The 26320-nt window shown below is 60.8% G+C and carries 29 protein-coding genes; 11 read left to right on the top strand and 18 right to left on the bottom strand.

Annotated features, from left to right (window positions below; translation table 11 throughout):
- Positions 1-56 precede the first annotated feature (56 nt).
- A complete protein-coding gene (locus tag ACSQ3F_RS12070) occupies positions 57-1880 on the top strand; it encodes an AfsR/SARP family transcriptional regulator (protein WP_436100427.1) in 1824 nt (607 codons plus the stop codon).
- Positions 1881-2192: 312 nt separating this feature from the next.
- On the opposite strand, the gene mntR is transcribed toward ACSQ3F_RS12070, so the two are convergent.
- Positions 2193-2624 (bottom strand): manganese-binding transcriptional regulator MntR, encoded by a 432-nt coding sequence (gene mntR / locus ACSQ3F_RS12065; protein ID WP_436102128.1) that lies wholly within the window; start codon positions 2622-2624, stop codon positions 2193-2195.
- Positions 2625-2835: 211 nt separating this feature from the next.
- Here mntR and ACSQ3F_RS12060 point away from each other — a divergent pair, with 211 nt between their 5' ends.
- Entirely contained in the window at positions 2836-3966 is a 1131-nt protein-coding gene (locus ACSQ3F_RS12060; protein WP_436100426.1) for a multicopper oxidase domain-containing protein, read from the top strand.
- The gene (locus tag ACSQ3F_RS12055) at positions 3963-5153 is read left to right on the top strand and encodes a ZIP family metal transporter (protein ID WP_436100425.1); all 1191 of its coding nucleotides are present in this window, start codon (positions 3963-3965) and stop codon (positions 5151-5153) included. The genes ACSQ3F_RS12060 and ACSQ3F_RS12055 overlap by 4 nt, the downstream gene beginning before the upstream one ends.
- Before the next feature lie 380 nt (positions 5154-5533).
- Here the strand turns inward: ACSQ3F_RS12055 and ACSQ3F_RS12050 are convergent, their stop codons facing one another.
- The 8 genes from ACSQ3F_RS12050 to ACSQ3F_RS12015 all read right to left on the bottom strand — a co-directional run bounded on the left by ACSQ3F_RS12050 (position 5534) and on the right by ACSQ3F_RS12015 (position 14178).
- Positions 5534-6004, bottom strand: coding sequence for an aminoacyl-tRNA deacylase (locus ACSQ3F_RS12050; protein ID WP_436100424.1), 471 nt, complete (start codon positions 6002-6004; stop codon positions 5534-5536).
- Positions 6005-6262: 258 nt separating this feature from the next.
- Positions 6263-7702 (bottom strand): FAD-binding oxidoreductase, encoded by a 1440-nt coding sequence (locus ACSQ3F_RS12045; RefSeq protein WP_436100423.1) that lies wholly within the window; start codon positions 7700-7702, stop codon positions 6263-6265.
- A gap of 117 nt (positions 7703-7819) precedes the next feature.
- Complete coding sequence (locus ACSQ3F_RS12040) at positions 7820-8581, bottom strand: ABC transporter ATP-binding protein (protein ID WP_436100422.1); 762 nt, start codon at positions 8579-8581, stop codon at positions 7820-7822.
- The gene (locus tag ACSQ3F_RS12035; protein ID WP_436100421.1) at positions 8578-9411 is read right to left on the bottom strand and encodes an ABC transporter ATP-binding protein; all 834 of its coding nucleotides are present in this window, start codon (positions 9409-9411) and stop codon (positions 8578-8580) included. The genes ACSQ3F_RS12040 and ACSQ3F_RS12035 overlap by 4 nt, the downstream gene beginning before the upstream one ends.
- Complete coding sequence (locus tag ACSQ3F_RS12030) at positions 9408-10313, bottom strand: ABC transporter permease (RefSeq protein ID WP_436102127.1); 906 nt, start codon at positions 10311-10313, stop codon at positions 9408-9410. The genes ACSQ3F_RS12035 and ACSQ3F_RS12030 overlap by 4 nt, the downstream gene beginning before the upstream one ends.
- Positions 10314-10348: 35 nt before the next feature.
- The gene (locus ACSQ3F_RS12025) at positions 10349-11416 is read right to left on the bottom strand and encodes an ABC transporter permease (RefSeq protein ID WP_436100420.1); all 1068 of its coding nucleotides are present in this window, start codon (positions 11414-11416) and stop codon (positions 10349-10351) included.
- 14 nt (positions 11417-11430) lie between these two features.
- Entirely contained in the window at positions 11431-13074 is a 1644-nt protein-coding gene (locus ACSQ3F_RS12020; protein WP_436102126.1) for an ABC transporter substrate-binding protein, read from the bottom strand.
- 48 nt (positions 13075-13122) lie between these two features.
- Positions 13123-14178: a dipeptidase gene (locus tag ACSQ3F_RS12015; RefSeq protein WP_436100419.1), complete on the bottom strand. Its 1056-nt coding sequence runs from the start codon at positions 14176-14178 to the stop codon at positions 13123-13125.
- Positions 14179-14528: 350 nt separating this feature from the next.
- On the opposite strand from ACSQ3F_RS12015, the gene ACSQ3F_RS12010 reads away from it, so the two are divergent.
- Both ACSQ3F_RS12010 and ACSQ3F_RS12005 read left to right on the top strand, forming a co-directional pair.
- Positions 14529-15569 (top strand): Lnb N-terminal periplasmic domain-containing protein, encoded by a 1041-nt coding sequence (locus tag ACSQ3F_RS12010; protein ID WP_436100418.1) that lies wholly within the window; start codon positions 14529-14531, stop codon positions 15567-15569.
- A 40-nt stretch (positions 15570-15609) separates the two neighbouring features.
- Positions 15610-16629 carry a substrate-binding domain-containing protein gene (locus ACSQ3F_RS12005; RefSeq protein ID WP_436100417.1) on the top strand — a complete coding sequence of 340 codons (1020 nt, stop codon included), beginning with the start codon at positions 15610-15612 and terminating at the stop codon, positions 16627-16629.
- A 2-nt stretch (positions 16630-16631) separates the two neighbouring features.
- On the opposite strand, the gene ACSQ3F_RS12000 is transcribed toward ACSQ3F_RS12005, so the two are convergent.
- Together ACSQ3F_RS12000 and ACSQ3F_RS11995 are read right to left on the bottom strand one after the other, a co-directional pair.
- A complete protein-coding gene (locus ACSQ3F_RS12000; RefSeq protein WP_436102125.1) occupies positions 16632-17675 on the bottom strand; it encodes a Gfo/Idh/MocA family protein in 1044 nt (347 codons plus the stop codon).
- Positions 17676-17683: 8 nt separating this feature from the next.
- Positions 17684-18469, bottom strand: coding sequence for a ThuA domain-containing protein (locus tag ACSQ3F_RS11995; RefSeq protein ID WP_436100416.1), 786 nt, complete (start codon positions 18467-18469; stop codon positions 17684-17686).
- A gap of 345 nt (positions 18470-18814) precedes the next feature.
- Between ACSQ3F_RS11995 and ACSQ3F_RS11990 the strand changes: the two genes are divergently transcribed.
- Positions 18815-19252 carry a CBS domain-containing protein gene (locus ACSQ3F_RS11990; protein WP_436100415.1) on the top strand — a complete coding sequence of 146 codons (438 nt, stop codon included), beginning with the start codon at positions 18815-18817 and terminating at the stop codon, positions 19250-19252.
- Positions 19253-19372: 120 nt separating this feature from the next.
- On the opposite strand, the gene ACSQ3F_RS11985 is transcribed toward ACSQ3F_RS11990, so the two are convergent.
- Positions 19373-19714, bottom strand: coding sequence for a DMT family transporter (locus tag ACSQ3F_RS11985; RefSeq protein WP_436100414.1), 342 nt, complete (start codon positions 19712-19714; stop codon positions 19373-19375).
- 19 nt (positions 19715-19733) lie between these two features.
- Positions 19734-20294 carry a TetR/AcrR family transcriptional regulator gene (locus tag ACSQ3F_RS11980; RefSeq protein WP_436100413.1) on the bottom strand — a complete coding sequence of 187 codons (561 nt, stop codon included), beginning with the start codon at positions 20292-20294 and terminating at the stop codon, positions 19734-19736.
- Between the two features lie 153 nt (positions 20295-20447).
- Between ACSQ3F_RS11980 and ACSQ3F_RS11975 the strand changes: the two genes are divergently transcribed.
- Positions 20448-20843, top strand: a complete 396-nt coding sequence (locus ACSQ3F_RS11975; RefSeq protein ID WP_436100412.1) for a group II truncated hemoglobin — start codon at positions 20448-20450, stop codon at positions 20841-20843.
- 3 nt (positions 20844-20846) lie between these two features.
- The gene (locus ACSQ3F_RS11970) at positions 20847-21215 is read left to right on the top strand and encodes a DUF423 domain-containing protein (RefSeq protein WP_436100411.1); all 369 of its coding nucleotides are present in this window, start codon (positions 20847-20849) and stop codon (positions 21213-21215) included.
- A gap of 62 nt (positions 21216-21277) precedes the next feature.
- Here ACSQ3F_RS11970 and ACSQ3F_RS11965 read toward each other — a convergent pair whose 3' ends face one another.
- The 5 genes from ACSQ3F_RS11965 to ACSQ3F_RS11945 all read right to left on the bottom strand — a co-directional run bounded on the left by ACSQ3F_RS11965 (position 21278) and on the right by ACSQ3F_RS11945 (position 23889).
- Positions 21278-21592, bottom strand: a complete 315-nt coding sequence (locus ACSQ3F_RS11965) for an antibiotic biosynthesis monooxygenase family protein (protein WP_436100410.1) — start codon at positions 21590-21592, stop codon at positions 21278-21280.
- Positions 21593-21604: 12 nt separating this feature from the next.
- Positions 21605-21874: a hypothetical protein gene (locus ACSQ3F_RS11960; protein ID WP_436100409.1), complete on the bottom strand. Its 270-nt coding sequence runs from the start codon at positions 21872-21874 to the stop codon at positions 21605-21607.
- A gap of 59 nt (positions 21875-21933) precedes the next feature.
- Positions 21934-22353 carry a DUF2325 domain-containing protein gene (locus tag ACSQ3F_RS11955; RefSeq protein ID WP_436100408.1) on the bottom strand — a complete coding sequence of 140 codons (420 nt, stop codon included), beginning with the start codon at positions 22351-22353 and terminating at the stop codon, positions 21934-21936.
- 155 nt (positions 22354-22508) lie between these two features.
- Positions 22509-23429, bottom strand: coding sequence for an energy transducer TonB (locus tag ACSQ3F_RS11950; RefSeq protein ID WP_436100407.1), 921 nt, complete (start codon positions 23427-23429; stop codon positions 22509-22511).
- Positions 23430-23454: 25 nt separating this feature from the next.
- The gene (locus ACSQ3F_RS11945; protein WP_436102124.1) at positions 23455-23889 is read right to left on the bottom strand and encodes a hypothetical protein; all 435 of its coding nucleotides are present in this window, start codon (positions 23887-23889) and stop codon (positions 23455-23457) included.
- 233 nt (positions 23890-24122) lie between these two features.
- Here ACSQ3F_RS11945 and hemP point away from each other — a divergent pair, with 233 nt between their 5' ends.
- From hemP to ACSQ3F_RS11930, 3 genes are read left to right on the top strand one after another with little or no spacing between them, the layout of a single operon-like run.
- A complete protein-coding gene (gene hemP, locus ACSQ3F_RS11940; RefSeq protein WP_436100406.1) occupies positions 24123-24296 on the top strand; it encodes a hemin uptake protein HemP in 174 nt (57 codons plus the stop codon).
- A 9-nt stretch (positions 24297-24305) separates the two neighbouring features.
- Positions 24306-25364, top strand: a complete 1059-nt coding sequence (locus tag ACSQ3F_RS11935) for a hemin-degrading factor (RefSeq protein ID WP_436100405.1) — start codon at positions 24306-24308, stop codon at positions 25362-25364.
- An 11-nt stretch (positions 25365-25375) separates the two neighbouring features.
- A complete protein-coding gene (locus ACSQ3F_RS11930) occupies positions 25376-26320 on the top strand; it encodes a heme/hemin ABC transporter substrate-binding protein (protein WP_436100404.1) in 945 nt (314 codons plus the stop codon).

Raw genomic sequence — 26320 nt, 5'->3', positions numbered from 1 at the left:
TCTTCCTTTCTCTACAATGAACTCGACATAAAGAGCGGGCCGCCGTTGGACCGGACGTGAGACACGGCGACCTGGATATGATTGATTGTCTAACGCTTCATCACACGGTGAGCGTCCAAGATGAAGCAACAGCGGTCTCGAATGCTCGAAAGATCAATCCGATGGGTTTGCAGATCCAACTTCTTGGAAAGCCGAGGATCCTAGACGCCAACGGGCGAAGCCAGGCTGTGCGGGGTCATCAGGCCTGGGCAATACTGGCGCGAGCTCTGTTATCCAGAGGGCCAATTGACAGGCGAAGTCTGGCTGCTGAACTATTTCCCGAGACCGTTGACCCGCTGGGGTCTTTGCGATGGTGCCTGGCTTCGATAAGGCGAGCGCTCAACTCTGCTGAAAGCCTGTGTGGCGATCCAATAGAATGCAATTTGCCGGAGGGTACCGTCGTTGATGTATGGCGTCTGGAAGAAGCCGAATTCGAGGTCGAAAGGACTGGTAATCTGCTCGAAGGCATCGAGCCCCGATGCAGCCCCGAGTTCTCGACTTGGCTTTTGGTCGAGCGCGCGCGCGCGGCTGGTCTTATCGAAGAAAGGATACGGCAACACACGATACAAGCTCTATCCGCCGGGGATCATCGCCGCGCCATCCAGCTTGCCGAGCTTGGAGCCAGACACGGACCGCTCGATGAAAGCGCTCACATTCTTCTGGTGAGGAGCCTGACCTTGGCGGGACGGTATAAGGCTGCGCTCGATCACATTGAAGCCACCGAGAGCACTTTTCGTGCCGAACTTGGCGAGAAGCCCTCAGCGGCACTTCGAAGTGCCGCTCGTCGAACGATTTCCTCACCACCTGGCGGCGTTTCGCCAGAAGCGGTCGTGAATTCTTTGATGGAATCTGGCTTGGCAGCCTTGTCTGCCGGTGCGGCCGATGCAGGAATTGATTGCCTGCGCCGCGCTGTCGCTGATGCCGAGAGATTGAAAGACCGACAGCTTTCCGCCAAAGCCATGCTCGAACTTGGCATTGCCCTGGTTCACTCGGTCAGAGGTTATGATGACGAAGGCGCCATCCTGCTCCGTCAATCCATCGAACTCGCGCAGCAATGCGGCTCCGCCACCATCGCTTCCGCCGGATTTCGCGAGTTGGGCTATGTCGAAGCGCTCGCTGGCCGACGGCCGGCGGCGGCGGTCCATCTCGCAAAGGCGGTCGAACTCGCCGAGGACGGCGATAACCTTGCCGGCATACATGCCGTCATGGGTTTCAATCTGGTCGATTGGGGAAAGGTCGATGAAGGGTTGGAACATTACAATATTTCACTGGAATATGCCCGCGGCACAAGAAACCGGCGACGGGAAATCTGGTCGCTCGGTCTGGGCGGCTGGGGAATGTTGGCCGCCGATCGTCTCGGCGACGCCGATCTTTGGCTTACAAATTGCCTGACGCTGATCGAAGATCAGCGCTGGATCGCATTCCGTCCATGGCCGATCTCTGTTCTGTGTGAATCCAAGATTCGCCAAAAGAACGATCCGAAAGCCCTTCGGCCGGAACTTGAAAACGCCTTCGCACTCAGCTGCCAGCTCGGCGATCCCTGTTGGGAAGCAGCCGTCGCGCGTGCACTCGCGCTATCCTATGCGGCCACGGATGACCTTTCACGCGCTATGGAATGGCTGGTTGAAGCTCGCAAGCGTTGTGTTCGCGAGACGGACAAGTTTGCAGCCCTGCTGGTGACGATTCTCGCGGATCAAGTGGAGGTTAGCCTTCGGCAGGGGCAATCGGCGCAAGCTGATACGATGGCGCGGGAATTGGTGTCTCTGGCAGCACGGGCGCATATGGACACCCACATCATTCGAGCTGCGGAGCTTATCGGCAAACATGCGCGCGGCAAGTAAACCTTCGGAGTGACGAAATAGGTTCGTCTGCCAAAAGGAGTTCGCCGTTTTGATCGGTCGGCGGAGATGGTTCCGTCATGGAATCATGTGAAAATCATACAGCAAGAACAAACATATAACAGTTCCCAGCTTCATCCTCTCCGGTGCGCCATTTCTTTTTCTCGTTGGCGATGTCGACGAAGATGTGGACTGCGAGCTGGCCGTACTCCGTCCGGATGGTCGTGGCACCTCGCGTCGGCTCGACCTCGGCGACCCTCCCAGCGGCACTGTCCCGCCTCCCGGCAAGGAGACGCCCTCGTATCGTAGTTACACCTATCTCTCCAGCGTGAACCTTTTAAGAGCCTCCAAAGTCTCAGGACTGACGTGATGCTCAATGCCCTCCGCGTCGATCCGCGCCGTGTCGACGCTGACGCCGATCGAGCGGAGAAACGATTCCACGATCTGGTGCCTGTCGCGACTGACGCGCGCCAGTTCCTTGCCGATATCCGTGAGAAAAACACCCCGGTAAGGGCGCTGCTGGATATAGCCCTCCGCAATCAAGCGCTTCAGCATTTTGGCGACGGTCGGCTGCGCGACGCCGAGGCGTTGGGCGATATCCACTTGCCGCGCCTCGCCCCCGTCGGCGAGGAGGTCGGCGATGAGTTCGACGTAATCCTCCACGAGTTCGCTGCGGCGGTTGTGCCGCGCCTGCTTGAAGCTCTCCATCTGGGTGTCGGGGGCGACAAGCGAACTCTCGATTTCCATCGACTGACCATTCTGCTCGTTCAAATCAATTCCGCCTGCTCAAAATTCAAATTCTGATTATGATAACATAGCAACTGCTATGTTTTCAATCTTCGTTTGCGCCTGATGCGAATGCCGGTCCTCACCCTCCCATCTGAGCGGTATAGCACTTGCTATAATCAAGATATAATGCTTTATTTCATTGAAATAGCTAACCGGAGTATCCGCTAAAATGTTGAAGTGGGCACAGACAGCCTTAAGCAGACGAAGCCTGCTGGGTGGGGGGATGGCAACGCTGGGTGCAACGAGCATCTGCACCAGCACGACGGTGGCGCAGGAAGCCCATTCCGGCGATCATGGTGCCGCTGCGTCCACTGCAAAGAGCGGTGACGTTGCTCCCGCCCACAGGTCCGCGCATGGTTCAATGATCACCGTCGGAACGGTCGACAACGCCAGCAACGGCTTCGATCCGACGAGCATGCTCACCGACTGGTATACGGGCGAATTGAGCGACCTGCCGGACGGGCGCAAGCTGCGCAGTTTCGAGATCACGGTCGAGGAAAAGGAAATCGAGATCGCCCCGGGCGTCATGTTTCCGGCCTGGACCTATAACGGCCGAGTCCCCGGCCCCGCCCTTCGAGCAACCGAGGGGGACCGCCTGAAAATCAAGCTCATAAACAACGGCTCGCATCCTCATTCTCTGCACTTCCACGGTATTCATGCAGCGCGAATGGATGGCGTGCCCGGCGCAGGTGTCATCGGCCCCGGCGAGGAGTTCGTCTACGAGTTCGACGCCAAACCCTTCGGCTGCCACCTCTATCACTGCCACGCCCTGCCGCTTGCCCGCCATCTTCACAAGGGCATGTACGGCCTCTTCGTGATCGATCCCGATCCGGCACGCCACCCCGATCATCAGGATGTCGCCAAGTCGCGGCTTCTCGGCTCGCCGGAAAATGCGCGATGGCAGGAACTGGCGATGGTCATGAACGCCTTCGACACGAATTTCGATGGCGAGAACGAGTTCTATGCCTGCAACACGGTCGCGCACTGCTACGCGAAGGAACCGATCAAGATCGTCAAGGGCCGGCCGGTCCGCATCTATCTCGTCAACATCGTCGAATTCGACCCGATCAACTCGTTCCACCTGCATGCGAACTTCTTCGATTACTACGATCAGGGAACGACGCTGACGCCGACGCTGAAGACGGTCGATCTTATCGTGCAATGCCAGGCGCAGCGGGGAATTCTCGAATTCACCTTCGAGGACCACGAGCCTGGGCTTTACATGTTCCACGCGCATCAATCGGAATTCGCCGAACTTGGCTGGATGGGCATGTTCGACGTTGTGGAGACGCTGTCATGATGCACGAAAAGATCAACGCTGCGGCTCCAGCCTCCGGCTTCTTTCGCTATCTCTGGCTGCTGTTGCCGGTCGCGGTTCTGGCCGTGGCCATCGTCTGGCTGCTCCAGACAAACCCGCTGCAAGGCTTCAACAACGGCGCGCCCCCCGTCGAGAACCTGACGATCGAGCGCACGATCCTCGATCACGACGGCCTGCGGTTGCTTGTCCGTGCCGGCGGATCGGACCCGATGGTTGTCGCGCAGGTCCAGGTGGATGCCGCCTACTGGGAATTCAGCCAAGAGCCGCAAGGCCCGATTGCCCGCGGCGACACGGCCTGGATCAGCCTCCCCTTCCCCTGGGTTCTTGGAGAAACCCACAATGTGACTTTCGTCACCAATACGGGTGCCACTTTCGACCACGAGATCGCCGTCGCCGTACCGACGCCGGTTGCCACATCCGGCAGCCTCTGGTCACAAGCCATTCTCGGGGCATTCGTCGGCATTCTCCCCGTCGCGATCGGCCTGATGTGCTATCCGGCGCTGCGTGGCGCGGGCCAGGGAACGATGACGTTCCTGCTCGCGCTGACCGTCGGACTTCTCGCGTTCCTGTTGGTCGATACAATTGTGGAAGCGTTGGAATTCGCCAATGCGTCAGCGCCCATCTTCCAGGGCAGCGTCTTGGTCGTTCTGACGGCCGTGGCCAGCTTCCTTGTCCTGATGGCGGTCGGCCGCCGCCGCGGCACTCCGACGGGGCTGGCGCTCGCCACCTTCATCGCGCTTGGCATCGGCCTGCATAATTTCGGCGAGGGTCTGGCCATCGGTGCGGCGTTCGCGGCGGGCAGTGCGGGATTGGGCACGTTCCTCGTCCTCGGCTTCACCCTGCACAACATCACCGAGGGCATCGGAATTGCCGCCCCCATCCTCAAGGTCAAGCCAAGCCTGCTTTCCCTTGTAGGGTTGGCTCTGCTCGCGGGCGGTCCGGCCGTGATCGGCATATGGACCGGCAGCCTCGCCTATGCGCCGCAGTGGACAGCGATCGCCCTTGCCGTTGGTGCCGGCGCGATCGCACAGGTGATTGTCGAGGTCGGCGGTCTCATAGGCCGCTCGAACGGCCAGGGCATCAAGACCCTGCTCGCCCCTGCGTCTTTTGGCGGCTTGGCCGCAGGTGTCGGGTTCATGTACGTCACCGCCATGCTCGTCAAAATCTGAAGCACGATCTACTTCGGCAAAACCGCTAGGCCGCCCCCTCGAACTTGCGGCCTAGATTTAGGCCAGGGTTGAGCCAGCCTCAGTCCGGATTAATCGCCTGTCCGTCGTATCCTCTGAGTGCTCATATGAAGCGATGAGGTGGGAGGAGTGGTGGTGGAACCATCATGGAAACTTTTTGACAGAACCGAAAAAATATCAATGAAATCAATGGAAAAATCCCTCCAGAGGCAAACCAAGAGATTTCATCACCGCAAGTGGAAGCGCGGCGTCCGTTACGCTCTTTGGCTCATAAGCACATGAGGCCGGGCTGCCTGGGCCACCGCCGCAGGCATCAACTCCGCACCGGCCAAAGCGGCGCGCGCGCCCCAGGGTCGTCCCGTTTACGGCAGGTGACTGAAGCGGGCGACCTGCGCACCCTTCATCAGGCTGCGAAAGTTAGGTCCGCTGACATGCACCAATGTCCTGTGATCACCGCCCTCGAAATAGACGTCGCTGGCGTTGCCGAGGCTTTCGTCGAGGATCACCGGCACGTCGTAGGCCGATCCGATGGGCGGCACCGCCCCAATGTCGCAGTCGGCGAAAAGCGAGCTGACCTCTTCCTCCGAGGCGAGACCAAGACGCCTGTTCATCACATCCTGCAATGTGGAGAGCTCGATCCGGTGCGTGCTCGGGACAACGGCTAGGACGTACCCCATTTCGTGATGTACGACCACGGATTTGGCCAGCCTGTTGCCCGGAACATGGGCCGCTTGCGCTGACTGGCTGGTTGTGGCCGTGCGGTGATGCGCGACGGTGTCATAGGCGATACCCTCGCCGTCGATATAGTCTTGAAGTTTCCTTGCGATCGTCATCGTAGGCACCTCTTATGTTGCTTGGTGACGCATAAAAGGACATTTTCCTCTCATCACCCGCGAAGTCAACGATGAATGGACAGCCGCAAAACGCAAGCGGCGGCTCGGTTCGGTTGACCGGATGTCCGGCTTGCTGTCACAGCGAGATCGCCGTGACGGCGACCGGCACAAATGGGTCGGCCGATCGCTTCGAATCGAGCGGTTCCCAGTTTCATCTCTCCGGCCGCCAAATTTATAAACCCAGTCAGTTGCACCAGCTCACATCATCCGCCTCTCCTCCACCGGCCTGACATTCTGGTTCATGCGGAACAGGTTTTGCGGATCGCATTGTCGCTTGATCTCCGAAAGCCGTTTGTAGTTGCCACCATAGGCCGCCTCGACGCGGTCGACCTCGTCTTCGGGCATGAAGTTGATGTAGGCCGTTCCCGCTGAATAAGGCTTTGCTGCTTCGAAGAGTTGGCGCGCCCAGCCGATGCATGCCGGGTCCATTCCCGGCTCGCGCCAACGCGCATGAACATTCATGACGAAATGCGAATTCCGCTGCGGGAAGGCTGTTGCACTGGTGGCAACGCGGCCGGCGGCACCGCCGACGTGACCGATGAATATCTCGCATTCCGGTCCGGGCAGCTTGCCGATCGCATCGACCAGGATCCCGATCGCTGCGTCTGAAAGCTCGATGAAATCATGGCTCTTCCAGTAGTTGCGGGCGCCGGGCGCCAACAGGGGATCGAATGCCTGCTGCCAGCCGGTAAACGGGTTGGGACCGACGACATCGGCAATCGGTTTGCCGATCGAGCGCAACCGCTGCGTCGCCTTCTCGCCCTCCGCCATATCGCCGCAGTAGCACATGGCGAGAACCAAAACTTCCTTGCCATGCCACTCCTGCGGAAGGAACGGCAGCGGTGGCGCCTGCCGCATGACCACCCAGCAGGTAAGCTCATCCGGCGCCGTTTCGAGAGCCTGCCGGTATTGCTGAAGAACCGTCTGCGCATCGGCGAACGGATGCACCACGAGGCCCGAGAGGACCTGCGGGCCGAGTTCGTGGAGTTGAAACTCGAACGCCGTGACGATGCCGAAATTCCCGCCGCCGCCCCTGAGAGCCCAGAACAGGTCTCTGTTTTCCGTCAGGCTTGCACGCACCAATTCACCATTCGCCATCACGACATCTGCCGAAACGAGGTTGTCGATCGTCAGGCCGAACTTGCGCGTGATCCAGCCGAATCCGCCGCCAAGTGTCAGGCCGGCAATGCCGGTCGTCGAGTTGATCCCGGTCGGCACCGCCAGCCCGAAAGACTGGGTTTCCTTGTCGACATCGGCGAGCGTCGCCCCCGGTTCGACCCATGCCCGCTTTGCCGCGACATCGACACGCACCGACTTCATGGGCGACAGGTCGATCATCACGCCGCCATCACAGACCGCGTTGCCGGCAATGTTGTGCCCTCCACCGCGCACCGAGACGAGCAGCTTGTTATCGCTTGCAAATCGCACCGCGTTGACCACGTCTGCCGCCCCGGCGCACTGCACGATCAGCGCCGGCCTGCGGTCGACCATCGCATTCCAGATCGTCCGCGCCTCGTCATAGGAGGCATCGCTGACGTCCAGCACCTTCCCGCGCAGACGCGCCGCAAGCGCCTCGATGGCTGCCGCGCCGACCCATGTCTTTCCTGCCTGCAGATTCATGAGGCTCATATCGTTCATGATTCGCTCCTCCCAAGATGACCCCTGCCCCAGCAGGACAAATATTGCGCCTTTCTGATGTACGGTGCAAGGCGCGGTTCGGGACACATCGGGAGACAAGGTGAAGTATGCTGCAACTCAGGCCAAGGCCGCTGCCCGTACAAACCCCTTGCTCGCGACCATCAGGTTCTTCGTGTAGCTCTCGCTGATCCGCCCCGCGACGAGGTCGGGGGATGACAGCCGCTCGACCACCTTGCCCGACTTCATCACGGCGAGGCGCTCGCACATATGGGTGACGACGCCGAGATCGTGGCTGACCATGATGTAGGTGAGCCTGCGGTCGCGTCGGATCTGTTCGAGCAGGTTGAGGACCTCGGCCTGTACCGAGGCATCGAGTGCAGATGTCGGCTCGTCGAGGAGCATGACCTGTGGCTCGATGATGAGAGCGCGGGCTATGGCGATGCGCTGGCGCTGGCCGCCGGAGAGCTGGTGTGAATATCGAAAGCGGAAGGAAGAGCCGAGGCCGACTTCGTCGAGCGCGCGCAGGATACGGCGTTCGGCATCTTGTACTCCGTGAATGGCGAGTGGTTCCTGTAGCAGGCGATCGACGGTCTGGCGGGGGTGCAACGAGCCATAGGGATCCTGAAAGACCATCTGGACCCGGCGATAGAAGGCCTTGTCGCGATACCGCGCATCCAGCGCCTTGCCGTCGAGCAGGATCTTTCCGCCGATCACAGGCGCAAGCCCTGCAATAGCCCGCAGTAGCGTCGATTTTCCCGATCCGGATTCGCCGACGAGACCGAAGGATTCGCCAGGTGCCACGTCGATGCTGACATTGTCGAGCGCCAGAAAGTCGTCGTAGGAGACGGTCAGGTTTTCCGCCGAGATCGCCGCCGTCATGCCGCCCACTCCGGCTTGCGGTCGAGGACCGGCAGCGGATGCCGGTCTGTTCCGAGTGTGGGCATGCAATTAAGCAGTCCCTGCGTGTAGGGATGTTTCGCGTTCGCCAGTTCGGCGGCCGCGATCTCCTCGACGATCCTGCCGGCATACATGACGATGACGCGGTCACAGAAGGACGAGACGAGCCGAAGATCATGGGAGATGAAAATCAAGCCCATGCCCCGTTCGGAGACGAGCTTGTCGAGGATGCCGAGCACGTCGAGCTGGACCGTCACATCAAGCGCCGAGGTCGGCTCGTCGGCGATCAGCAGTTCGGGACCGGCGATCAACATCATGGCGATCATGGCGCGCTGTCCCATGCCGCCGGACACCTCGTGCGGATGAAGGTCGAAGACGCGTCCCGCATCGCGGATCTGCACCGCCTCCAGCATGGCGATCGCGCGGTCGCGGGCCTCGCGCTTGCTGACGTTCTCGTGCGTCCGTAGCGTCTCGACAATCTGGCGGCCGATGCTCATCACCGGGTTCAGGGAGTATTTCGGGTCTTGCAGGATCATGGCAATGCGGCTGCCGCGCAAGGCTCGCCGAACTTTTGCGGGCGCGGTCAACAGGTCGGTGCCGTCGAAGTCGAGCGCCTTCGCCGAGATGCGGGCATGCGCGGGCGTCAGCCCCATGATCGCTCTGCCCGTCTGCGATTTGCCCGATCCGCTTTCGCCGACAATGCCGAGACGCTCGCGGCCAAGCGTAAAGGAAACGCCGCGCACCGCCTCGATCAGCCCGGTACGGGTCGGAAACGAGACCCTGAGATCGTCGACCGTCAACATCGGGTTCATTGGCCGCTCTCCCTCGGATCGAGCGCATCGCGCAAACCGTCGCCAAGCAGGTTGAAACCAAGGCTGACGATGAGGATGGCGATGCCGGGCATGGTGGCAACCCACCATTGGTCGAGGATGAAGCGGCGGCCCGACGCAATCATCGCGCCCCATTCCGGCAACGGCGGCTGCGCGCCGAGACCAAGAAAGCCCAGGCCTGCAGCCGTCAGGATGATGCCGGCCATATCGAGGGTGACGCGGACGATCAGCGAGGACACGCACATCGGCATGACGTGGCGCAGAACGATGCGGAAGGGCGATGCGCCCATCAGCCGGACGGCAGCAATGTAGTCGGAATTGCGGACCGTCAGCGTTTCGGCGCGGGCGATGCGCGCATAGGGCGGCCAGGACGTGATGGCGATCGCGATGATGGCGTTCTGGATGCCCGGGCCCATGGCGGCAACGAAAGCGAGCGCCAGCACCAGCTTCGGAAACGCAAGGAAGATATCGGTGATCCGCATCAAGACCGCATCGACCCAACCGCCGGCATAGCCGGAGACGGCACCGACCAGCAGGCCGATGGGGGCAGCGATGATCGCAACGAGAACGATGACGAGCAGGGTCAGTCGCGATCCATGCAGCAGGCGGGAGAGGATGTCCCTGCCCTGATCGTCGGTGCCGAGCAGATAGCCTTCGCTTCCCGGCGGCAGCAGCCGCGCGCCGGCAAGATTGCCGATGACCGGCGAATGCGGCGCCAGCGTATCGGCGAAGACCGCAACCAGAATGAGCAACAGGATGATGCCGAGCCCTGCGACGGCCAGCCTGTTGGCCGAAAACCGGCACCAGGTCATATAGGCTCGGCCGAGACGCGCCTGCAGGCGTGATTGCGGCCGGTCGGACATCAGCCATTCGCGGCGGCTCATCGAAGTGGCCTGGGGGGTGGCTTGCCTGATCTCGCTCATCGCGCGCGCGTCCTCGGGTCAAGCGTCCGGTAGAGAAGATCGGACAGGATATTGATGGCGATGAACACCGAGCCGATGACGATCGTGCCGCCCAGCACGGCGTTCATGTCGGCGTTCTGCAGCGAATTGGTGATGTAGAGACCAAGCCCCGGCCAGGCAAAGACCGTCTCTGTCAGCACCGATCCTTCGAGCAGGCCGGCATAGGAGAGCGCAATCACGGTCACCAGCGGCACCGCGGCATTGCGCAGCGCGTGCGCCCAGATGATGCGGGTTTCCGAAAGGCCCTTGGCGCGCGCAGCGACGATATATTCCTGCCCCAGTTCGTTCAGCATGAAGCTGCGGGTCATGCGGCTGATATAGGCAAGTGAGAAATAGCCGAGCAGGCCTGCGGGCAGGATGATGTGACGGAAAACATCGCGGAAAACGTCCCACTGTCCCTGCCAGAGGGAGTCGATGAGATAAAGCCCGGTCACCGGCGTAAAACTGTATTCGTAGACGATGTCGATGCGACCGGGAAAGGCAACCCATTTCAGCCGGGCATAAAACAACAAGAGCGAAAGCAGCGCCAACCAGAAGATCGGCACCGAATAGCCGACAAGGCCGATGACACGGACGATCTGGTCGGCGATCGAGCCGCGCTTGACGGCGGCCAGCACGCCGAGCGGCACGCCCAACAGGCTGCCGATGATCGTGCCCAGGGTCGCGAGTTCCAGGGTGGCGGGAAAGACGCGGCGGATGTCGGTCATGACGGGATTGGTGGTCAGCACAGAGGTGCCGAAATTGCCGGTCAGCGCATCACGGACGTAGATGAAGAACTGCTGGTAGAGCGGCTTGTTGAAACCCAGAAGTTCCCGAGTCCGCTCGACGACGTGCGCCGGCGCCCGGTCGCCGAGGATGGCAAGCACCGGATCGATCGGAATGACGCGGCCGATAAAGAAGGTCACGGCTAGCAGGCCGAGATAGGTCGTGACGATGATGACCAGGAAACGCAGCGCGCTTCCCGCCAAGCCATTGGCGCGGGCGCGTCTGCGCCCGGCCAGTTGTGTGGTTTCAGGAAGTGTCACCGGCCGTCTCCGGCCTATTCCTTGGAGACGTTGAAGACGTAGTTGGTGTCGAAGCTCGGTCCGAGCTTGAAGCCCTTCAGATTGCCGCGATAGCCGGCGACTTCCGTCTGCTGGAAGATGATCACGAACGGGCTGTTTGCGAGCACCTTCTTCTGAAGATCCTTGTACATTTCGGCGCGCTTGGCGGCATCCTTCTCGAGCAGGGCAGCCTTGCTCTGTTCCGTCCATTCCTTCGGCACGTTCCAGGTGTTGCGCCAGGCGAGCGTCTTCACCTTGCCTTCGTCGGAATTGTCCGGATTGACCGTGAAGGTCTCGGCATTCGAGTTCGGATCGAAGTAATCCTGGCCCCACTGGCCGATATAGATGTCGTGCGTGCGGGCGCGGTACTTGGTCAGCGTCTGCTTGCCGTCGCCCGGAATGATTTCCATCTTGATGTTGGCCTGGGCGAGCGTCTGTTGAATGGATTCGGCAATGCCGGTGATCGGCTGGGTGTTGCGCACGTCCATGGCCACCGAGAAGCCATCGGCGAGACCGGCCTTGGCGAGCAGTTCCTTGGCCTTGGCGACATCGAGCTTGTAGGGGTTCTCATCGAGTTCGCCGAGAACGCCCTTCGGCAGGAAGGTCTGGTGGATCTCGCCGATGCCCTTGATCAGGGTCGAACCGATCGCGTCATAGTCGACCAGATACTTGAAGGCTTCAGCCACTTCCGGCTTGGCGAGATTGGGGTTCTTCTGGTTAAGGCTGAAATAATAGACCGTGCCCTTCGGCGCATTGGTGGTGGCGAGATCGGCATTCTTCGACACTGCGTCGAAATCACCCGGCTCCAGATTGCGGGCCACGTCGATATCGCCTGCTTCCAGCGCGAGTCGCTGGCCGGAGCTTTCCTTCATGTGACGGTAGATGACGCGAGCGAGCGGTGCCTTCTCGCCGTGATAATTGTCGTTGCGCTCCATCACGACCACTTCGTTGGCCCGCCACTCACGCATCTTGAAGGCGCCGGAACCGGCATAACCGGTCTTCAGCCATTCATTGCCGAAATCATTGTCGTATTTGTATTCGTCGGACGGCGTGACGGCCTTGACATGCTCGAGAACCAGTTTCTTGTCGACGACCGATCCCACGGTCGCGGTGAGGCAGTTCAAGACGAAGCTCGGCGCATAGGCCTTGTCGACGGTGAAGACAAAGGTGCTTTCGTCGGCCGCCTTGGCCTTTTCCGTGATGTTGTCGCCGGTGAGGCCGAACTGGGTGAGGATGAAGGCGGGGCTCTTGTCGAGCTTGACGACGCGCTCAAAGGAATAGGCAACGTCTTCGGCGGTAACGGGGTTGCCGGAGGCGAATTTCAGGCCGGGCTTCAGCTTGAACGTATAGGTCAGGCCGTCGTCAGAAACCGTCCAGCTTTCGGCGAGATCACCAACGACCTTCGAAGTGTCGTTGAGGTCGAGGCGAACGAGATAGTTGTAGGTGTTGGCCGTGACCTCCGCCGTCGAGAGTTCGAAGGCTTCGCCCGGGTCCATGGTGATGATGTCATCGATCGCCCAGCCCTCGACCAGGGTATCGGCCGGCGTCTCGGCGAAAGCGGGCGCGCCCGACATGAGGATCAGCGACAGGGCCGCGCCGGTTGTCAACATTCGGACATGCTTGTTCAGTGAATGCATCATCATTCTGTTCCCTCTTTTTTGAGCCCGTTATGGGCCTTTGTTTTCGGCTCAAGCAGCCTCGTGCCAGGCTTGAGCCAAAACGCGCAACCAGTTTTCCCGACACAATTTCGTGAGTTCGGCGTCACCATATCCGGCAGCCCTGAGGGCGGCAATCAGGTTCTGATTGCCTGCCGCGTCGCCGATTTCTTCCGGGATAGTCGCACCGTCGAAGTCCGATCCGAGCGCCACGCAATCGATGCCCATGCGCTCGACCATGTAGTCGACATGGCGGACAATATCCGACAGCGGCGTCCTGGCATTCTCCTGGCCGTCGGGCCGCAGCATCGTCGTCGCATAGTTGAGCCCCGCCAGTCCCTTGCTATCGCGGATCGCATCCAGTTGCCGGTCGGTCAGATTGCGGGCGACGGTGGTCAGCGAATGCGCGTTGGAGTGGCTGGCAATCAGCGGCTGCTCGGTCGTTGCCGCCACATCCCAGAAGCCCTTTTCCGTGATGTGGGCAAGGTCGATCACGATGCCGAGGCGGTTGCATTCGCGCACAAGGTTGAAACCGGCATCCGTGAGACCGGGTCCGGTATCCGGGCTCATCGGAAAGGCGAAGGGCACGCCGTGGCCGAAGATATTGTGGCGGCTCCAGACCGGCCCGAGCGAGCGCAATCCGGCGGCGTAGAATGTTTCGAGCGCGGTGAGATCCGCCCCGATTGCCTCGCAGCCTTCCATATGCAGAACCGCGGCGAACATGCCCTGCTCCATCGCAGCCCTGATGTCTGCCACCGAGTGACAGAGTTTCCATGCTCCGGCGCGATCCAGCCGCAAGGCGATGGCGGTAAATTCCAGCGCGATATCGAGAGAGGGCTGCCGCTGCAGCGGCTCGGACAGCGGCGTGTTGTAATGGCCATTCCCGTCTGGCGTTTTCAGCACCAGATGCTCCGACGGGATATAGATTGCCGACAGGCCGCCGGCGAGACCGCCCCGTTTGGCGCGGGGGCCGTCGATGTGGCCTTCACCCGTTCCGTTCACAAATTCATGGACCGGATCGGCGCCGTTCTTGGCATTGCTCCAAAGCCGCAGCAGCACATCATTGTGCCCGTCGAAAACCGCCTGCATTCAAAAATTCCTGTCCTGCCTGATGCGCAAATTGGCGAAAACCAATTTTGTCCGGTTGGTCAAGAACACGATGCTAGTGAATCGCACGGCGAATAACAATGTGGCATCGACAAAATTCACCACTCCGAAAATGCTTATGGAATAAAGACTTACACCACAGCAAACGGATTGCTGTATACAAGAAACAGCTAATTTTGAGATCCGAAAAACAGCGGGAATTCAAAATAGGGTGTCATGCTGCTCGAAAATCTGGCATGGGCTTGCTGTTCACAAACGGGGGTTTCAACGATGACAGCTGATCTGCAGCTTCGGAACATCAAGGCGCCGCCTCGCGCGATCACTGGCGCACGATGACCGGGCAGCAAGAACGTCCCCGCTTTCACCTGCTCGGCGCCATCCTGCGCGTCGTGTCCACGCTCGCCATTCTAGGCTTTGCTGCCTGGGGGGCAGTCGCCCTCTTCTATCAGGCTTCCGGCCCCTCGCCTGTCAGGCTCGCAGCCGCGGCTCTATGGGTCGTTGTCTCGCTGGCAGTGCTCATTGCCTACCTACGCTGGCGCTCGCGGCTTGCCGCTTTGATCTATCCGGTGATGATTGCCGCGTTGCTCTTCTGGTGGGGTGCCATACCGGCCAGCAACAACCGCGACTGGGCCGACGAGGTCGGGCAGATGACCGCGGGCGTGGTCAACGGTCCGGAAGTGACGCTCGCCAATGTACGGAATTTCGACTGGCGGACATCGACCGACTACACGGTACGCTGGGAAAACCGGACCTACGATCTCGACAAACTGGCGACCGTCGATCTTCTGTTGTCCTACTGGTCGAGCCCGGCGATCGCCCATACGCTGATCTCCTTCGGTTTCGAGGATGGCAGTTTTGTCACCTTCTCGGTGGAAATCCGCAAGGAACGGCATGAAAGCTTCTCGGAAATCGGCGGTTTCTTCAAGGAATTCGAGACCAGCGTGATTGCTGCCGACGAGCGCGACATCGTCAAGGTCCGCACCAATATCCGCAAGGAGGACGTCTATCTCTACCGCATCAACATGAAGAAGCCGGCGATGCGCTCGCTGTTCATGGCCTATGTCGACGAGGCGAACGGCCTCGTCGAAACGCCGCGCTTCTACAGCACGATAACGTCCAATTGCACGACGATCGTCTTTGCGATGGTCAGCCGCATCGTCCCCGGCCTGCCGATTGACTACCGGCTGCTGTTCTCGGGTTATCTGCCTGCCTATATCGTGGACGTGAACGGCTTCATGCCGGGCTTGACGCTCGAGCAGTTGCGCGCAGGGGGAGCCATCAGCGCACGGGCGCAAGCTGCGGATACAGCACCGGATTTCTCCCGGCGCATCCGCGACGATGTGCCCGGCATTGCCCCTTTGACGCAGCCGTAAAGCAGCCTAAACTATTGCGGCAGACAACAGGAAATCCCGTATGAACCTCAAGGAGTTCGCAAGCCGGCTGGAGCTTTCGCAGACGACGGTCAGCCGCGCCCTCAGCGGTTATCCCGAGGTGAAGCAGGCGACCCGCGAACGCGTGCTGAAAGCCGCACTCGAATATGGCTATCGGCCGAATACCAGCGCGCTCGGCCTTGCCACCGGTCGCGTCGGCGCGATCGGCATCGTGCTGAAGGGCGGCGGCGAGTTCGGGCCGCATACGAGCGAGTTCATGGGCGGACTGGGCGGGCGGCTGCAGCAGGAGGAGATCGACATCCTGGTCTCTACCGTCGATTCGCAAGAGGCGGAGTTGGCTACCTATCGGCGGCTCGCCGCCAGCAAGCGCGTCGATGCCGTCATCCTGCATTCGCCCTTCCTCGACGATCCGCGTATTGCCCTTCTCACGTCGCTGCGCCTGCCCTTCATCGTGCACGGGCGCACCAATACCGGCGGCAATTTCGGCTGGCTGGACATCGACAATTTCGGTGCGGTGCGTCAGGCGACCAGCCATCTGCTCGATCTCGGCCATCGCCGCATCGCGTTGCTCAACGGCTATCGCGGCCGAATTTTCGCCGAGCACCGGCAGGAAGGTTACCAGACCGCTCTTAGCGAGCGCGGCATCGCGATCGACCCTGCTTTGACGGGAAACAGCGAGTTCACCGATGAGATGGGGTTCCGGCTGATGCAGGGCTTCCTGAAGCTTGACCGGAAACCGACAGCGGTCGTTGCCGGCTCGATGATGTCGGCCCTCGGCGCGATGCGAGCCATCCGGATCGCCGGGATGAAGGTGGGCGACGACATTTCGCTGATCGCCCATGACGACGTCTTTCCCTATATCAGCCCCGACCACCTCGTCCCGACGCTATCGACGACGCGGTCCTCGATCCGTGCAGCCGGTGCGCGAATCGGCGAAATGGTGCTGGAGCTTCTGCAGGGAACACCGGCCGAGACCCTGCGGGAGGTCTGGCCGGTGGAACTGGTCATCCGCAACTCAACAGCCGCAGCGAAGCGGGACTGACATCACACCGCGAGTTCACGGCGCTCCTTCTCCGTGAGCAGGGCGAGATCGAGCACCTTCTGCAGATCGGCCGCGTGCCGGAAGCCCGGCTCCTGCGTCTTGCCAGCCCTGATCGCATCGACGAAGCGCTGGTAGTTGGTCAGCACGGTTCCCGCGTCGACATCCTTCCAAAGCCCCTTTTCGATGTCTTCGCCGAGGCATGCGCGAAGCGTCGATCCGTCCGGCGTGTGGATCACTTCGATAGCCCCCTTGTCGCCATGCATGCGCAGGCGCAGCTCGTTGAGATGCCCGGTCGCCCAGCGGCTGGCATGGATGACGCCCATGGCGCCATTGGCGAACTCGGCGGTCATGGTAAAGCTGTCATTGGCGTCGAGATCGTATTCGCCGATGCGGTTGCCGGGGGCCTTGTCGAAGGTCTTCAGCCGCGCAAAGACATGCTCGACATCCGTCGCCGCGCCATAGCCGGCAAAATCGAGAATATGTATGCCGACATCGCCGAGGACGCCGTTTGAGCCATGTCTGGTCGAAAGCCGCCAGAGCCACTGCGATTCCGTCGCCCAGTCGCCCCAGGCCTTGGAGACGAGCCAGCTCTGCAGATAGGAGGCCTCGATATGGCGGACTTTGCCGATCTCGCCGGCGAGCACCATCTGACGCGCCTTCTGGATTTCCGCGACATTGCGGTAGCTGAGATTGACCATGTTCACCAGGCCGGATCTCTCCGCCGCAGCCGCCATCTCGTCGGCCTTGGCATAGTCCTCGGCCAGCGGTTTTTCGCAGAGCACGTGCTTGCCGGCGGCCAGAAGCTTCAGCGTCGTCGGATAGTGGATCTTGTCCGGCGTCACGTTGGCGACCGCGTCGAAACCGCCCCAGGCGATTGCCTCGTCGAGCGAGGTGAAGCTATTGGTGATCTCATGGCGCAGCGCGAAGGCCTGCACCCGGACGAGATCGACATCGACCGCAGCAACGAGTTGCACACCCTTGATGGTCGCAAAATTCATGGCATGGGTGTTGGCCATGCCGCCGGTGCCGAGAATGAGAAGACGGATAGGCTTCATCACTTGTACCCCTGTTCGCCGGCCTGATGCAGCTTCGGCCCGCGCTCGACGATCGGCTCCAGCGCCTCTTCGACCGGCACGTTCGGCGCATCGTGGATGGCGCTGTAGGTGCCTTGGCGGTTGTAGGCCCACCGCACAGAATTGCGCAGCACCTTGTGGACGTTGGCATCGTGATAGGTCGGATAGGTCTCGTGACCGGGGCGGAAATAGAAGATGTTGCCGGCGCCCCGCCGCCAGGTCAGGCCCGAGCGGAACACTTCGCCACCGGCGAACCAGGAGATGAACACGGTCTCGAGCGGCTCCGGTACGGAGAATTGCTCGCCGTACATTTCCTCGTTCTCCAGCACGAAATTCTCGTCCAGCCCCTCGGCGATCGGATGGCGTGGGTTGATCACCCAGACCCGCTCGCGCTCGCCCGCCTCGCGCCATTTCAGGGCGCAAGGGGTTCCCATCAGCCGCTTGAACGGTTTGGAGAAATGGCCGGAATGCAACACGATCAGGCCCATGCCTTCCCAGACGCGCCTGGCGACGCGCTCGACGATCTCGTCGGCCACCGCGCCGTGATCCTTGTGGCCCCACCAGAGCAGGACATCGGTCTTTGCCAGGCGCTCGACCGTCAACCCATGTTCAGGCTCCTGCAGGGTCGCCGTCGTCGCCTCGATGCCGACGTCGGTGTTGAGCGCCGCAGCGATCGTGTTGTGCATGCCGTTCGGGTAGATTCCCCGCACGGCCGCGTTTGTCTGCTCGTGGATATTCTCTCCCCACACGACTGCCTTGATGGTCATGACCAATCCTCTTCCTCGTTTCATCGATCAGCATTCGATAAAATTGAAACCGCTTTCAATTCGAAGCGATAGAACCAGCGGAACACTTTTGCAAGTGGAAATCCGGGGTGTGAACGGTTTGTCAGCCTGTCGGTTTGAAATTCCCTTCAGGCTGACGCAAAGGCAATGGTCGCTTATGCCGCGGGTACCCGCCTCGCTAGAAAGCTGACTGTTTTCTAACCGAACTGAACCACCTTCGACGAAACGGGAGTCGTCTCGCATGAAAATGGAACATTTCCGATCGGCGTGCGTTCATTCGTTCACCATCAGCAATTGGCGGGGCACCGAAACTCAAGGGAGATTACCATGAGAGTTAGCAACTGCATGACCAAAGACGTTCAGATTGCCGATCCTGAGCAGACATTACGGGACGCCGCCCTTTCAATGGGACGTCTCGATGCCGGCGTTCTGCCGGTGGGCGAGAATGACCGGCTGGTCGGCGTGATCACCGATCGCGACATCGCCATCCGCGGTGTTGCCGAGGGCAAAGGACCCGAGGCGAAGATCCGCGATGTGATGAGCACCGACGTTAGATACTGCTTCGACGACGAAGACGTAGACGATGTGCTTCACACCATGAGCGCCCTTCAGATACGGCGCCTGCCAGTGCTTAATCGTGACAAGCGGCTCGTCGGCATTATCTCGCTCGGCGACATCGCCACGCATGGCGCGATGGCCGAAACGGGCGAGGCGCTGAGCGGCATCTCACAGCCCGGCGGCGAGCATTCGCAGACAGCTCACTGACAACTGCCGATCGGCGGTGGACCCGTCGAACTCACACGGAGGAACCACCGGCCTTCTGCTCGCAGATCGCGTGGCTCGCGCCAAACCGCCTTTGAGCGCGAGCCAAGCGGCGATGCTTAACTAGTGGAAGGTGGCTTTCGAGAAGATATTGAGCACGACAACCCCGGCGATGATCAGGCCGAGGCCAAGAACAGCCGCAAAATCAAGCTTCTGACCGAAGACGACATAGCCGGCAACAGAGATCAGCACGATGCCGAGCCCGCTCCAGATCGCATAGGCAATGCCGACGGGAATAACCTTCAGCGTATAGGAGAGGAAATAGAAGGCGACGGCGTAGCAGATCACCATCACCAGCGTCGGCAGCAGCCTGGTGAAATGCTGGGCGGCCTGCATCGCCGACGTGCCAAGCACTTCGAACACGATGGCGAGCACGAGCATGGCATAGAGCATGGTAGGGTTCATCTGGCGCTCCGACGTCGGGTTATTGCTGGGAAAGATTGATCAGCTGCGCCCGCATCACCTGGCGCGTGGGCTGATCGATGTCGTGGCTCTTGAGAATGTCCGCCAGCCACAGACCATCGGCGGCAAGCCGCGCAAGCAGACATCCGGCCGACGAATCGGTGCCGACATACTCGTCAGCGCGATCCGCCACCCATTGCCGCCAGCGCGCCCGCAATTGCGGCTCGGACAGAAGCGCGATGGTCAGCACCTGCCAACCCTGCGCATCGGCCTCGTCCTGCAGCGCAAAGACACAGGAGAGGTAGGCGCGGGTAAAGCGCCCATGCGCGACGGCATCGTTGCGCATTTCCTCGGCGATCGTCCGGTCGAGCTTGCCGGTCAGATCGTCGAACAATCCATCCAGCAGCGCCATCTTGTTGGGGAAGTGATGCAGCAATCCGCCCTTGCTGACGCCTGCTGCCTGCGACACCGCGTCCAGCGTCACGCCCCCCGTGCCCTGCTCCAGAGACAGGCGCGCGGCAACCTCCAGCAATTGCTGGCGAACGCGTTCTGGTTGTTTCCGGCGATGATGAGCGATAGACATGTCTCTATAAGATACCGTCTGGACGGTTTGTCAAGAAAATTTGTGAACCTGCGGCAAAGCGCGATCAATCGCCGCAACGCGTCCGCCGCCGTGAAAACCATTGGAACGGAAAAGTCCGACGCGTTAGAAGTGACAACAATCAAGGACAGTGTGATGACGGACGCGCAGACGGAAACACTTTACAATGCGATCGGTGGCGGCGGCACGGTGCGGACGCTGACACATCGCTTTTACGAGCTGATGGACACGCTTCCGGAAGCGGCCCGCTGCCGCGCCGTGCATCCGGCCGATCTCTCCGGCAGCGAAGAGAAATTCTACGAATACCTCACCGGCTGGCTCGGCGGGCCGCCGCTCTATACTGACAAGCGCGGCCACCCCATGTTGCGGCGGCGCCATTTTGTAGCAGCGATCGGTCCGCAGGAGCGCGACGAGTGGCTCCTTTGCTTCACCCGGGCGCTCGAAGAAACCGTGCCGCACCTGCAGTTGCGGTCGATCATCCTGGAGCCGGTGACGCGGCTTGCCCACCATATGCAGAACAAGGACGAATAGAGCATGCAGAACGGCCAGTTGCGACCGGCAATCCTCTGTGTTGCCGGACTGATGGGACTGTTTGGCGTCGTCAGCGCCGCGGCTGCCTCGCATGGGGCGGATCCGCGCCTGCTCGGCGGCGCCTCGGCGATGTGCCTGGCGCACGCCCCTGCCCTCGTCGCTCTCTATGCCGCCTGGCCGATGATGCGGACGGCGGCGCTGGCCGCGCTCCTGCTTTCCGCCGGCACGGCCCTGTTTGCCGCCGATCTGACCGCGCGGCATTTCCTCGGCCACGGCCTCTTTCCGATGTCGGCCCCAACGGGCGGCATGCTGATGATGCTGGGCTGGCTCGCTGTCTCGGCCGGCGCGTTCTTCAAGCGCGCGGCAGCTTAGCCGGTCGGCTCAAGGCAGGACCAGCAAACCCTTGACACAGCCCTCGTCCGAAATCGCAGGCATCAAGCCCCCTCGACGACGGAGAATCCTTCGAATTTCGGCGGCCCGAGATGCATCGCACGGTTATCGGCAGCGCTTTTGTGCGCCGCGCGAAAATTTTCCGATTTGGTCCAGGCAACAAAGGCGTCGCGGCTTTCCCAGATCGAGCTCGACACGAACAGCGTATAGCCTTCGTCGGCAAGGGTCTCACCGCGTAGAAGCCGGAATTCCTTGAAACCCGGCACTTCGGCAAGGCTGGAATCGCGGCCTTTCCAGACGGTTTCGAATGCCTCTTCGTGGCCGATGGCGATCTTGAACCGGTTCATGGCAAAATACATTTTCACGTCCCTTCAAACCCTGCCCTTGGTGCGCGCGGCGGCGATCGCGCTCGATGGAAACGGCAGAATATTGTCCCTGGGCTCAGGCGCAACCCCGAATGCATTGCGAGCTGGCGGACGCGGCTGCCGGGCAGGAAACTCCGTGACGTTCGGATTGTCTTCCAGCAGGCGCGAGCGGCGCGACAGCAGTTCGTAAAGTTCCGGAACCAGCCCGTCGCCGATTTGCGATGCCAGCTTGTGCAGGCCGATCATCGTGAACTGATCGGGACGCTCGTTTTTCATCTTCATCTCCGCGGGAACCGGACACGCGAAACCGCGCCCGGAAAATCGACCTGTGACGATCAGCCGGCGTTGTTTCGGCTCGCCTTCAGATCCAGAAACGCACGCTCCAGGCTGGACTTGCTGCCGTTGCGGAGCGGCACGAATGCCTTGCCCCACTTCTTGCAGCCGGTCTTTACCCTGAGGCACGCGTCATGGCTGATACAGTCGATGGGGCAAAACACACAGTCGACCGACGGAAGGATATTGTCGATGCGGGAAACCGCCTCGCGCAGTCCGCCATCGTGATGGATCAGTTCGGCACCATGGGAGCTGGCGATCTGGCGCAAATGCGCCACCTGGCAATCACGCCCACCGACATAAAGGAAGCTGCGGCCTTCAAGCTTCGATTTCTGCGTTCCGGCAGCAGCCTGCGCATTGCGCTCTTCCGCCTCCCGGCCTTGCTTCTGCTTCGGCTTGAGCTGATGCCGTTTGTCACCCATGTCAGTCTCCGCTTTGTTTCGGTATCGCCGTCCGGCTGATTGTGCGAGGACCCTATTTAACTTGATAAAAAGAGTAAAGTATAAAGATGACTATTTTCCTCATATTTTTAAAATGACCTGCCCCAACTCGGGGCGGCATCGCGCGTTGCGTATGACTAGCGGCCGAATTGCAGAGGAAGGACAAAGGGCCAACTGCTTCGGTTAGCGCCTTCTGGAATTTTGGGGAACGGCTCTGCCCCGCGCACGGCATTCAGGGCAGCCTCATCGAGAACCGGCGACCCGGAACCTTTGACGATTCTGACGCCGCTGACGCCGCCGCTGGACGAAACCGTGAAGCTGACCGTAACCGTTCCGCTCACGCCAGCGCGGTCGGCGGACTTCGGGTAGCGGAAATGGCGCTGAACTTTGGACCGAACCTTGCCCTTGTAGTTGCTCTCAGCCGCATTGCCGAACGCTTGCGATTTCGCCCCCTTCTTGCCCGTGCTGGAAGTGGCGACAGCGTTCTCGACTCCATCTGCCTGTCCCTTCTTCACGGATTCCATCTGCTTGCCCGCATCCCCCGCCCTTTTCTTGACAGGCTTCTTCTTGGGCTTTTCCTTCTCAGGCTCTTTCTTCGCCTCCGGCTTCTTTTCCGGCTCCGGCTCTACAACCTCTTCCGGCTTCTCTTCTGGAATCACCGTTTCCGCCGGCGCGACCGTTGCCGTAATTTCCGGCTGTTCCGCCACGACCGGCGAGATTTCCTCTGCCGGAAGGATCACATCGGCCTCGGTTGGCACGATGTCGCTCGGGGACTCGGCCGTGATCTCGGACTGGATCGGCGGCACTTCCGCCACCTCTACGGGCGTTGGTTCAACCTCTTCGGGTTCAACTTCCTCCGGCTCGATCGCTTCGGTGGGATCGCCCGCCTGGATCATTTCCTCGAAGGCATTGCCGAGCACCGCAACTTCCATGGCCTCGCCGCCCGCGACCATGGCCTGCTCCGGCGGTTTTTCGCCGGGCTCGAACAGCTTGGCAGCACCTGCATGCGCCAGCAGCGAAAGGACGATCGCACCGGTCCATTTTACCGTATTGTTCATCACAGATACCGATGCGAGAACCGCATCAGCCCTTCAATTCGACGGACGACTTGGATCCGGTCTTCAACACCCTCATGCATGCGTCCTTGGTGACGCCCTCGCCGTCACAGACCGGGGCATCGTTGATCAAGAGGCTCTTCACAGCCTCGCATTTCGTTCCTGAAAGGTCGAACTGGCGAACCTTGGTCTTGCCCGCTGGCAGATCGCGGAAATCGAGAACCGCCATCCGCTCAACAAGGCCCTTTTCATCGAAGAGCACGAATTCGAAGGAGACCTTGGAAAGCGATTGCGCCAAGCCATTGCCGGCCACGAATGTCAGCTTGCAGCCTTTGTCGGACGACGCCAGATCATTGATCTCGACCGTCAGATTGCCGGACGTCCCGGCATCCTGAGCCAGAGCGGCCGTGCCCGGATAGACGGCGGCAAACAGGGCCAAGGGCAGCAGTCGATCGAATTTCATCATTGTCTATCCACTCTCTGAGATTGGTGTCGCGGCCGCGGATGAAAACCGTTCGGACGGCTTCACCGCCGGCACGTGATTTCGGCCCGGCAAATTAAACTTGACTAGAAAAATCCTGTATTGCGTCCATAATAAAAGATGAGTAATGAAGTCAAGATACTAATCGCAATGACCCGGCTTGAGAAGGGGAGCAATCCCCGGTTTTCGGCCGACATGATCAGGACAAGAAGCCTGTGACACCGAACCATCCAGATGCCGCATCGGCTTCCTTGCCGGCCAGCCAGACGCAGCGCGTCGTTGAGAGCCGCGAACTCTTTCGCGGCGAAAACGAAATCCTGATCTCGCATGACGGCGCCATCTACCGCATGAAAATTACCCGCCAGGGCAAACTTATCCTGAACAAATAGGCCATTCACATGACCCAAACGACCCGCCCGACCCCGTCCGAAATTCGCGCCTACCGGGCAGCCAACCCAAAGATGCGCGAACGTGATATTGCCGCTCAGCTGGGCATTTCGGAAGCGGCCCTCGTCGCCGCCGAATGCGGGCTGACCGCTGTTCGGATCGACGGGGACGCCAACCGTTTCCTCGATCGCGCCGCCGAACTCGGCGAAGTCATGGCGCTGACCCGCAACGAAAGCGCCGTTCACGAGAAGATCGGCGTGTTCGAGAACATCAAGCCCGGCAAGAATTCCTCGATCGTGCTCGGCGAGAACATCGACCTGCGCATTTTCCCGGGCGCCTGGGCACATGGCTTTGCGGTGACGAAAACCGATGGCGACACTGTCCGCTGCAGCCTGCAGTTCTTCGACAAGCAGGGAACCGCCGTCCACAAGGTGCATCTGCGCTCCGCCTCGAACCTCGACGCATACCAGCACATCGTCGAAGCCTTCAGGCTGGAAGACCAATCGCAGGAATTCGTCCCCCAAGCTGCCGTTGAGAGCATCTCCGACGGCGAGAACGCAGCCCTTGACGTTGGGGCGCTACGCGACCAGTGGAGCAGGATGACCGACACCCATCAGTTCCATGGCCTCTTGCGCAAGCTGAAACTCGGCCGCCGCCAGGCGTTGCAATCGATCGGCGAGGATTTCGCCTGGAAACTGCAGCCGGAAGCCGTGGAAGAGATGATGCGCGAATCCGCCAAGGTCGAGCTGCCGATCATGTGCTTCGTCGGCAATCACGGCACTATCCAGATCCATTCCGGACCACTCGCCAACATCCAGGCGATGGGTCCGTGGCTCAACATCATGGACCCGACCTTCCACCTGCACTTGCGCAGGGACCATCTCGCCGAGATCTGGGCTGTTCGCAAGCCGACGGCCGACGGCCATGTCACCTCGCTGGAAGCGCTCGACGCCAAGGGCGAAATGGTCATCCAGTTCTTCGGCAAGCGCAAGGAAGGCTTCGCCGAGCGCCCGGAATGGCGCTCAATCATGGAAAACCTCGCCCGGCTCGACATCACCGCGGCAGCCTGAAGGATCTGGCCATGAAGACTCCCTATGATTTTCGCCGGCTGCGTTCCTGGGAACTGGCCCTGGCTCTTTTTGCGGTTTCAACGCCGTTCGTACTGCCGATTGCCTCGCCGCCCTCCTTCGTGCGGGCAGCCGTTGCGCAGGACATGCAGAGGGCCGACACCTCCCGCCTCGTCTCTGTCGGCGGCGCCATTACCGAGATCGTCTATGCGCTCGGCGAAGAGGGCAAGCTCGTCGGCCGCGACTCGACCAGCGTCTATCCCGATGCGGCAACGAAGCTGCCGAACGTCGGCTACATGCGGCAACTGGCGCCGGAAGGTGTCATCGCCACCAATCCGACCGCCATCATCGCAGTCGAGGGCAGCGGCCCGCCGGAGACGCTGAACGTTCTCAAGGAGGCGAAAATCCCGTTCCAGACGATTTCGGAGACATTCGATCGCGACGGCATCCTGGCAAAGATCAAGATAGTCGGTGACGTCCTCGGCGTGCCGGACAAGGCGGCAGCGCTGTCTGAGAAGGTTCAGGCCGACCTTGACGCCGCAGTCGCGGACGCTGCCAAGCGTCCGCAGAGCGAGCGCAAGCGCGTGATCTTCATCCTGAGCACCCAGGGCGGAAAGATCATGGCGTCGGGCACCGGCACGGCTGCAGACGGCATCATCGCGCTTGCGGGCGCCGTTAACGCGACGGGCAGCTTCCCGGGCTACAAGCCGCTGACCGACGAAGCGATCATCGAGGCCAAGCCTGATGTCGTCCTGATGATGTCTCGTAGCGGCGGCCATGCGGCGACCGATGACGAGCTTTTTGCCCACCCTGCCCTCAGCCTGACACCGGCGGCCAAGACCAAGGCGGTGATCCGGATGGACGGCCTGCATCTGCTCGGTTTCGGCCCGCGCACGGCGGGTGCAGTGCGCGAATTGAACGCGGCGATCTACGGAAAAAAGCCGAATGCCTCACAATGA

Origin of the sequence: Pararhizobium sp. LjRoot238, from assembly GCF_964252955.1 — a bacterium.
Taxonomy (GTDB): Bacteria; Pseudomonadota; Alphaproteobacteria; order Rhizobiales; family Rhizobiaceae; genus Pararhizobium.
The sequence above is the reverse complement of the archived record's forward strand: the minus strand, read 5'-3'. Positions and strand labels throughout refer to the sequence as shown.

Excerpts from the sequence above, each read along its gene's own strand:
- mntR (WP_436102128.1), bottom strand. The coding sequence starts at position 2,624 with ATGGAAATCGAGAGTTCGCTTGTCGCCCCCGACACCCAGATGGAGAGC.
- ACSQ3F_RS12060 (WP_436100426.1), top strand. The coding sequence starts at position 2,836 with ATGTTGAAGTGGGCACAGACAGCCTTAAGCAGACGAAGCCTGCTGGGT.
- ACSQ3F_RS12055 (WP_436100425.1), top strand. The coding sequence starts at position 3,963 with ATGATGCACGAAAAGATCAACGCTGCGGCTCCAGCCTCCGGCTTCTTT.
- ACSQ3F_RS12050 (WP_436100424.1), bottom strand. The coding sequence starts at position 6,004 with ATGACGATCGCAAGGAAACTTCAAGACTATATCGACGGCGAGGGTATC.
- ACSQ3F_RS12045 (WP_436100423.1), bottom strand. The coding sequence starts at position 7,702 with ATGAACGATATGAGCCTCATGAATCTGCAGGCAGGAAAGACATGGGTC.
- ACSQ3F_RS12040 (WP_436100422.1), bottom strand. The coding sequence starts at position 8,581 with ATGACGGCGGCGATCTCGGCGGAAAACCTGACCGTCTCCTACGACGAC.
- ACSQ3F_RS12035 (WP_436100421.1), bottom strand. The coding sequence starts at position 9,411 with ATGAACCCGATGTTGACGGTCGACGATCTCAGGGTCTCGTTTCCGACC.
- ACSQ3F_RS12030 (WP_436102127.1), bottom strand. The coding sequence starts at position 10,313 with ATGAGCCGCCGCGAATGGCTGATGTCCGACCGGCCGCAATCACGCCTG.
- ACSQ3F_RS12020 (WP_436102126.1), bottom strand. The coding sequence starts at position 13,074 with ATGATGCATTCACTGAACAAGCATGTCCGAATGTTGACAACCGGCGCG.
- ACSQ3F_RS12015 (WP_436100419.1), bottom strand. The coding sequence starts at position 14,178 with ATGCAGGCGGTTTTCGACGGGCACAATGATGTGCTGCTGCGGCTTTGG.
- ACSQ3F_RS12010 (WP_436100418.1), top strand. The coding sequence starts at position 14,529 with ATGACCGGGCAGCAAGAACGTCCCCGCTTTCACCTGCTCGGCGCCATC.
- ACSQ3F_RS12005 (WP_436100417.1), top strand. The coding sequence starts at position 15,610 with ATGAACCTCAAGGAGTTCGCAAGCCGGCTGGAGCTTTCGCAGACGACG.
- ACSQ3F_RS11995 (WP_436100416.1), bottom strand. The coding sequence starts at position 18,469 with ATGACCATCAAGGCAGTCGTGTGGGGAGAGAATATCCACGAGCAGACA.
- ACSQ3F_RS11990 (WP_436100415.1), top strand. The coding sequence starts at position 18,815 with ATGAGAGTTAGCAACTGCATGACCAAAGACGTTCAGATTGCCGATCCT.
- ACSQ3F_RS11985 (WP_436100414.1), bottom strand. The coding sequence starts at position 19,714 with ATGAACCCTACCATGCTCTATGCCATGCTCGTGCTCGCCATCGTGTTC.
- ACSQ3F_RS11980 (WP_436100413.1), bottom strand. The coding sequence starts at position 20,294 with ATGTCTATCGCTCATCATCGCCGGAAACAACCAGAACGCGTTCGCCAG.
- ACSQ3F_RS11975 (WP_436100412.1), top strand. The coding sequence starts at position 20,448 with ATGACGGACGCGCAGACGGAAACACTTTACAATGCGATCGGTGGCGGC.
- ACSQ3F_RS11970 (WP_436100411.1), top strand. The coding sequence starts at position 20,847 with ATGCAGAACGGCCAGTTGCGACCGGCAATCCTCTGTGTTGCCGGACTG.
- ACSQ3F_RS11965 (WP_436100410.1), bottom strand. The coding sequence starts at position 21,592 with ATGTATTTTGCCATGAACCGGTTCAAGATCGCCATCGGCCACGAAGAG.
- ACSQ3F_RS11960 (WP_436100409.1), bottom strand. The coding sequence starts at position 21,874 with ATGAAAAACGAGCGTCCCGATCAGTTCACGATGATCGGCCTGCACAAG.
- ACSQ3F_RS11955 (WP_436100408.1), bottom strand. The coding sequence starts at position 22,353 with ATGGGTGACAAACGGCATCAGCTCAAGCCGAAGCAGAAGCAAGGCCGG.
- ACSQ3F_RS11950 (WP_436100407.1), bottom strand. The coding sequence starts at position 23,429 with ATGAACAATACGGTAAAATGGACCGGTGCGATCGTCCTTTCGCTGCTG.
- ACSQ3F_RS11945 (WP_436102124.1), bottom strand. The coding sequence starts at position 23,889 with ATGAAATTCGATCGACTGCTGCCCTTGGCCCTGTTTGCCGCCGTCTAT.
- ACSQ3F_RS11935 (WP_436100405.1), top strand. The coding sequence starts at position 24,306 with ATGACCCAAACGACCCGCCCGACCCCGTCCGAAATTCGCGCCTACCGG.
- ACSQ3F_RS11930 (WP_436100404.1), top strand. The coding sequence starts at position 25,376 with ATGAAGACTCCCTATGATTTTCGCCGGCTGCGTTCCTGGGAACTGGCC.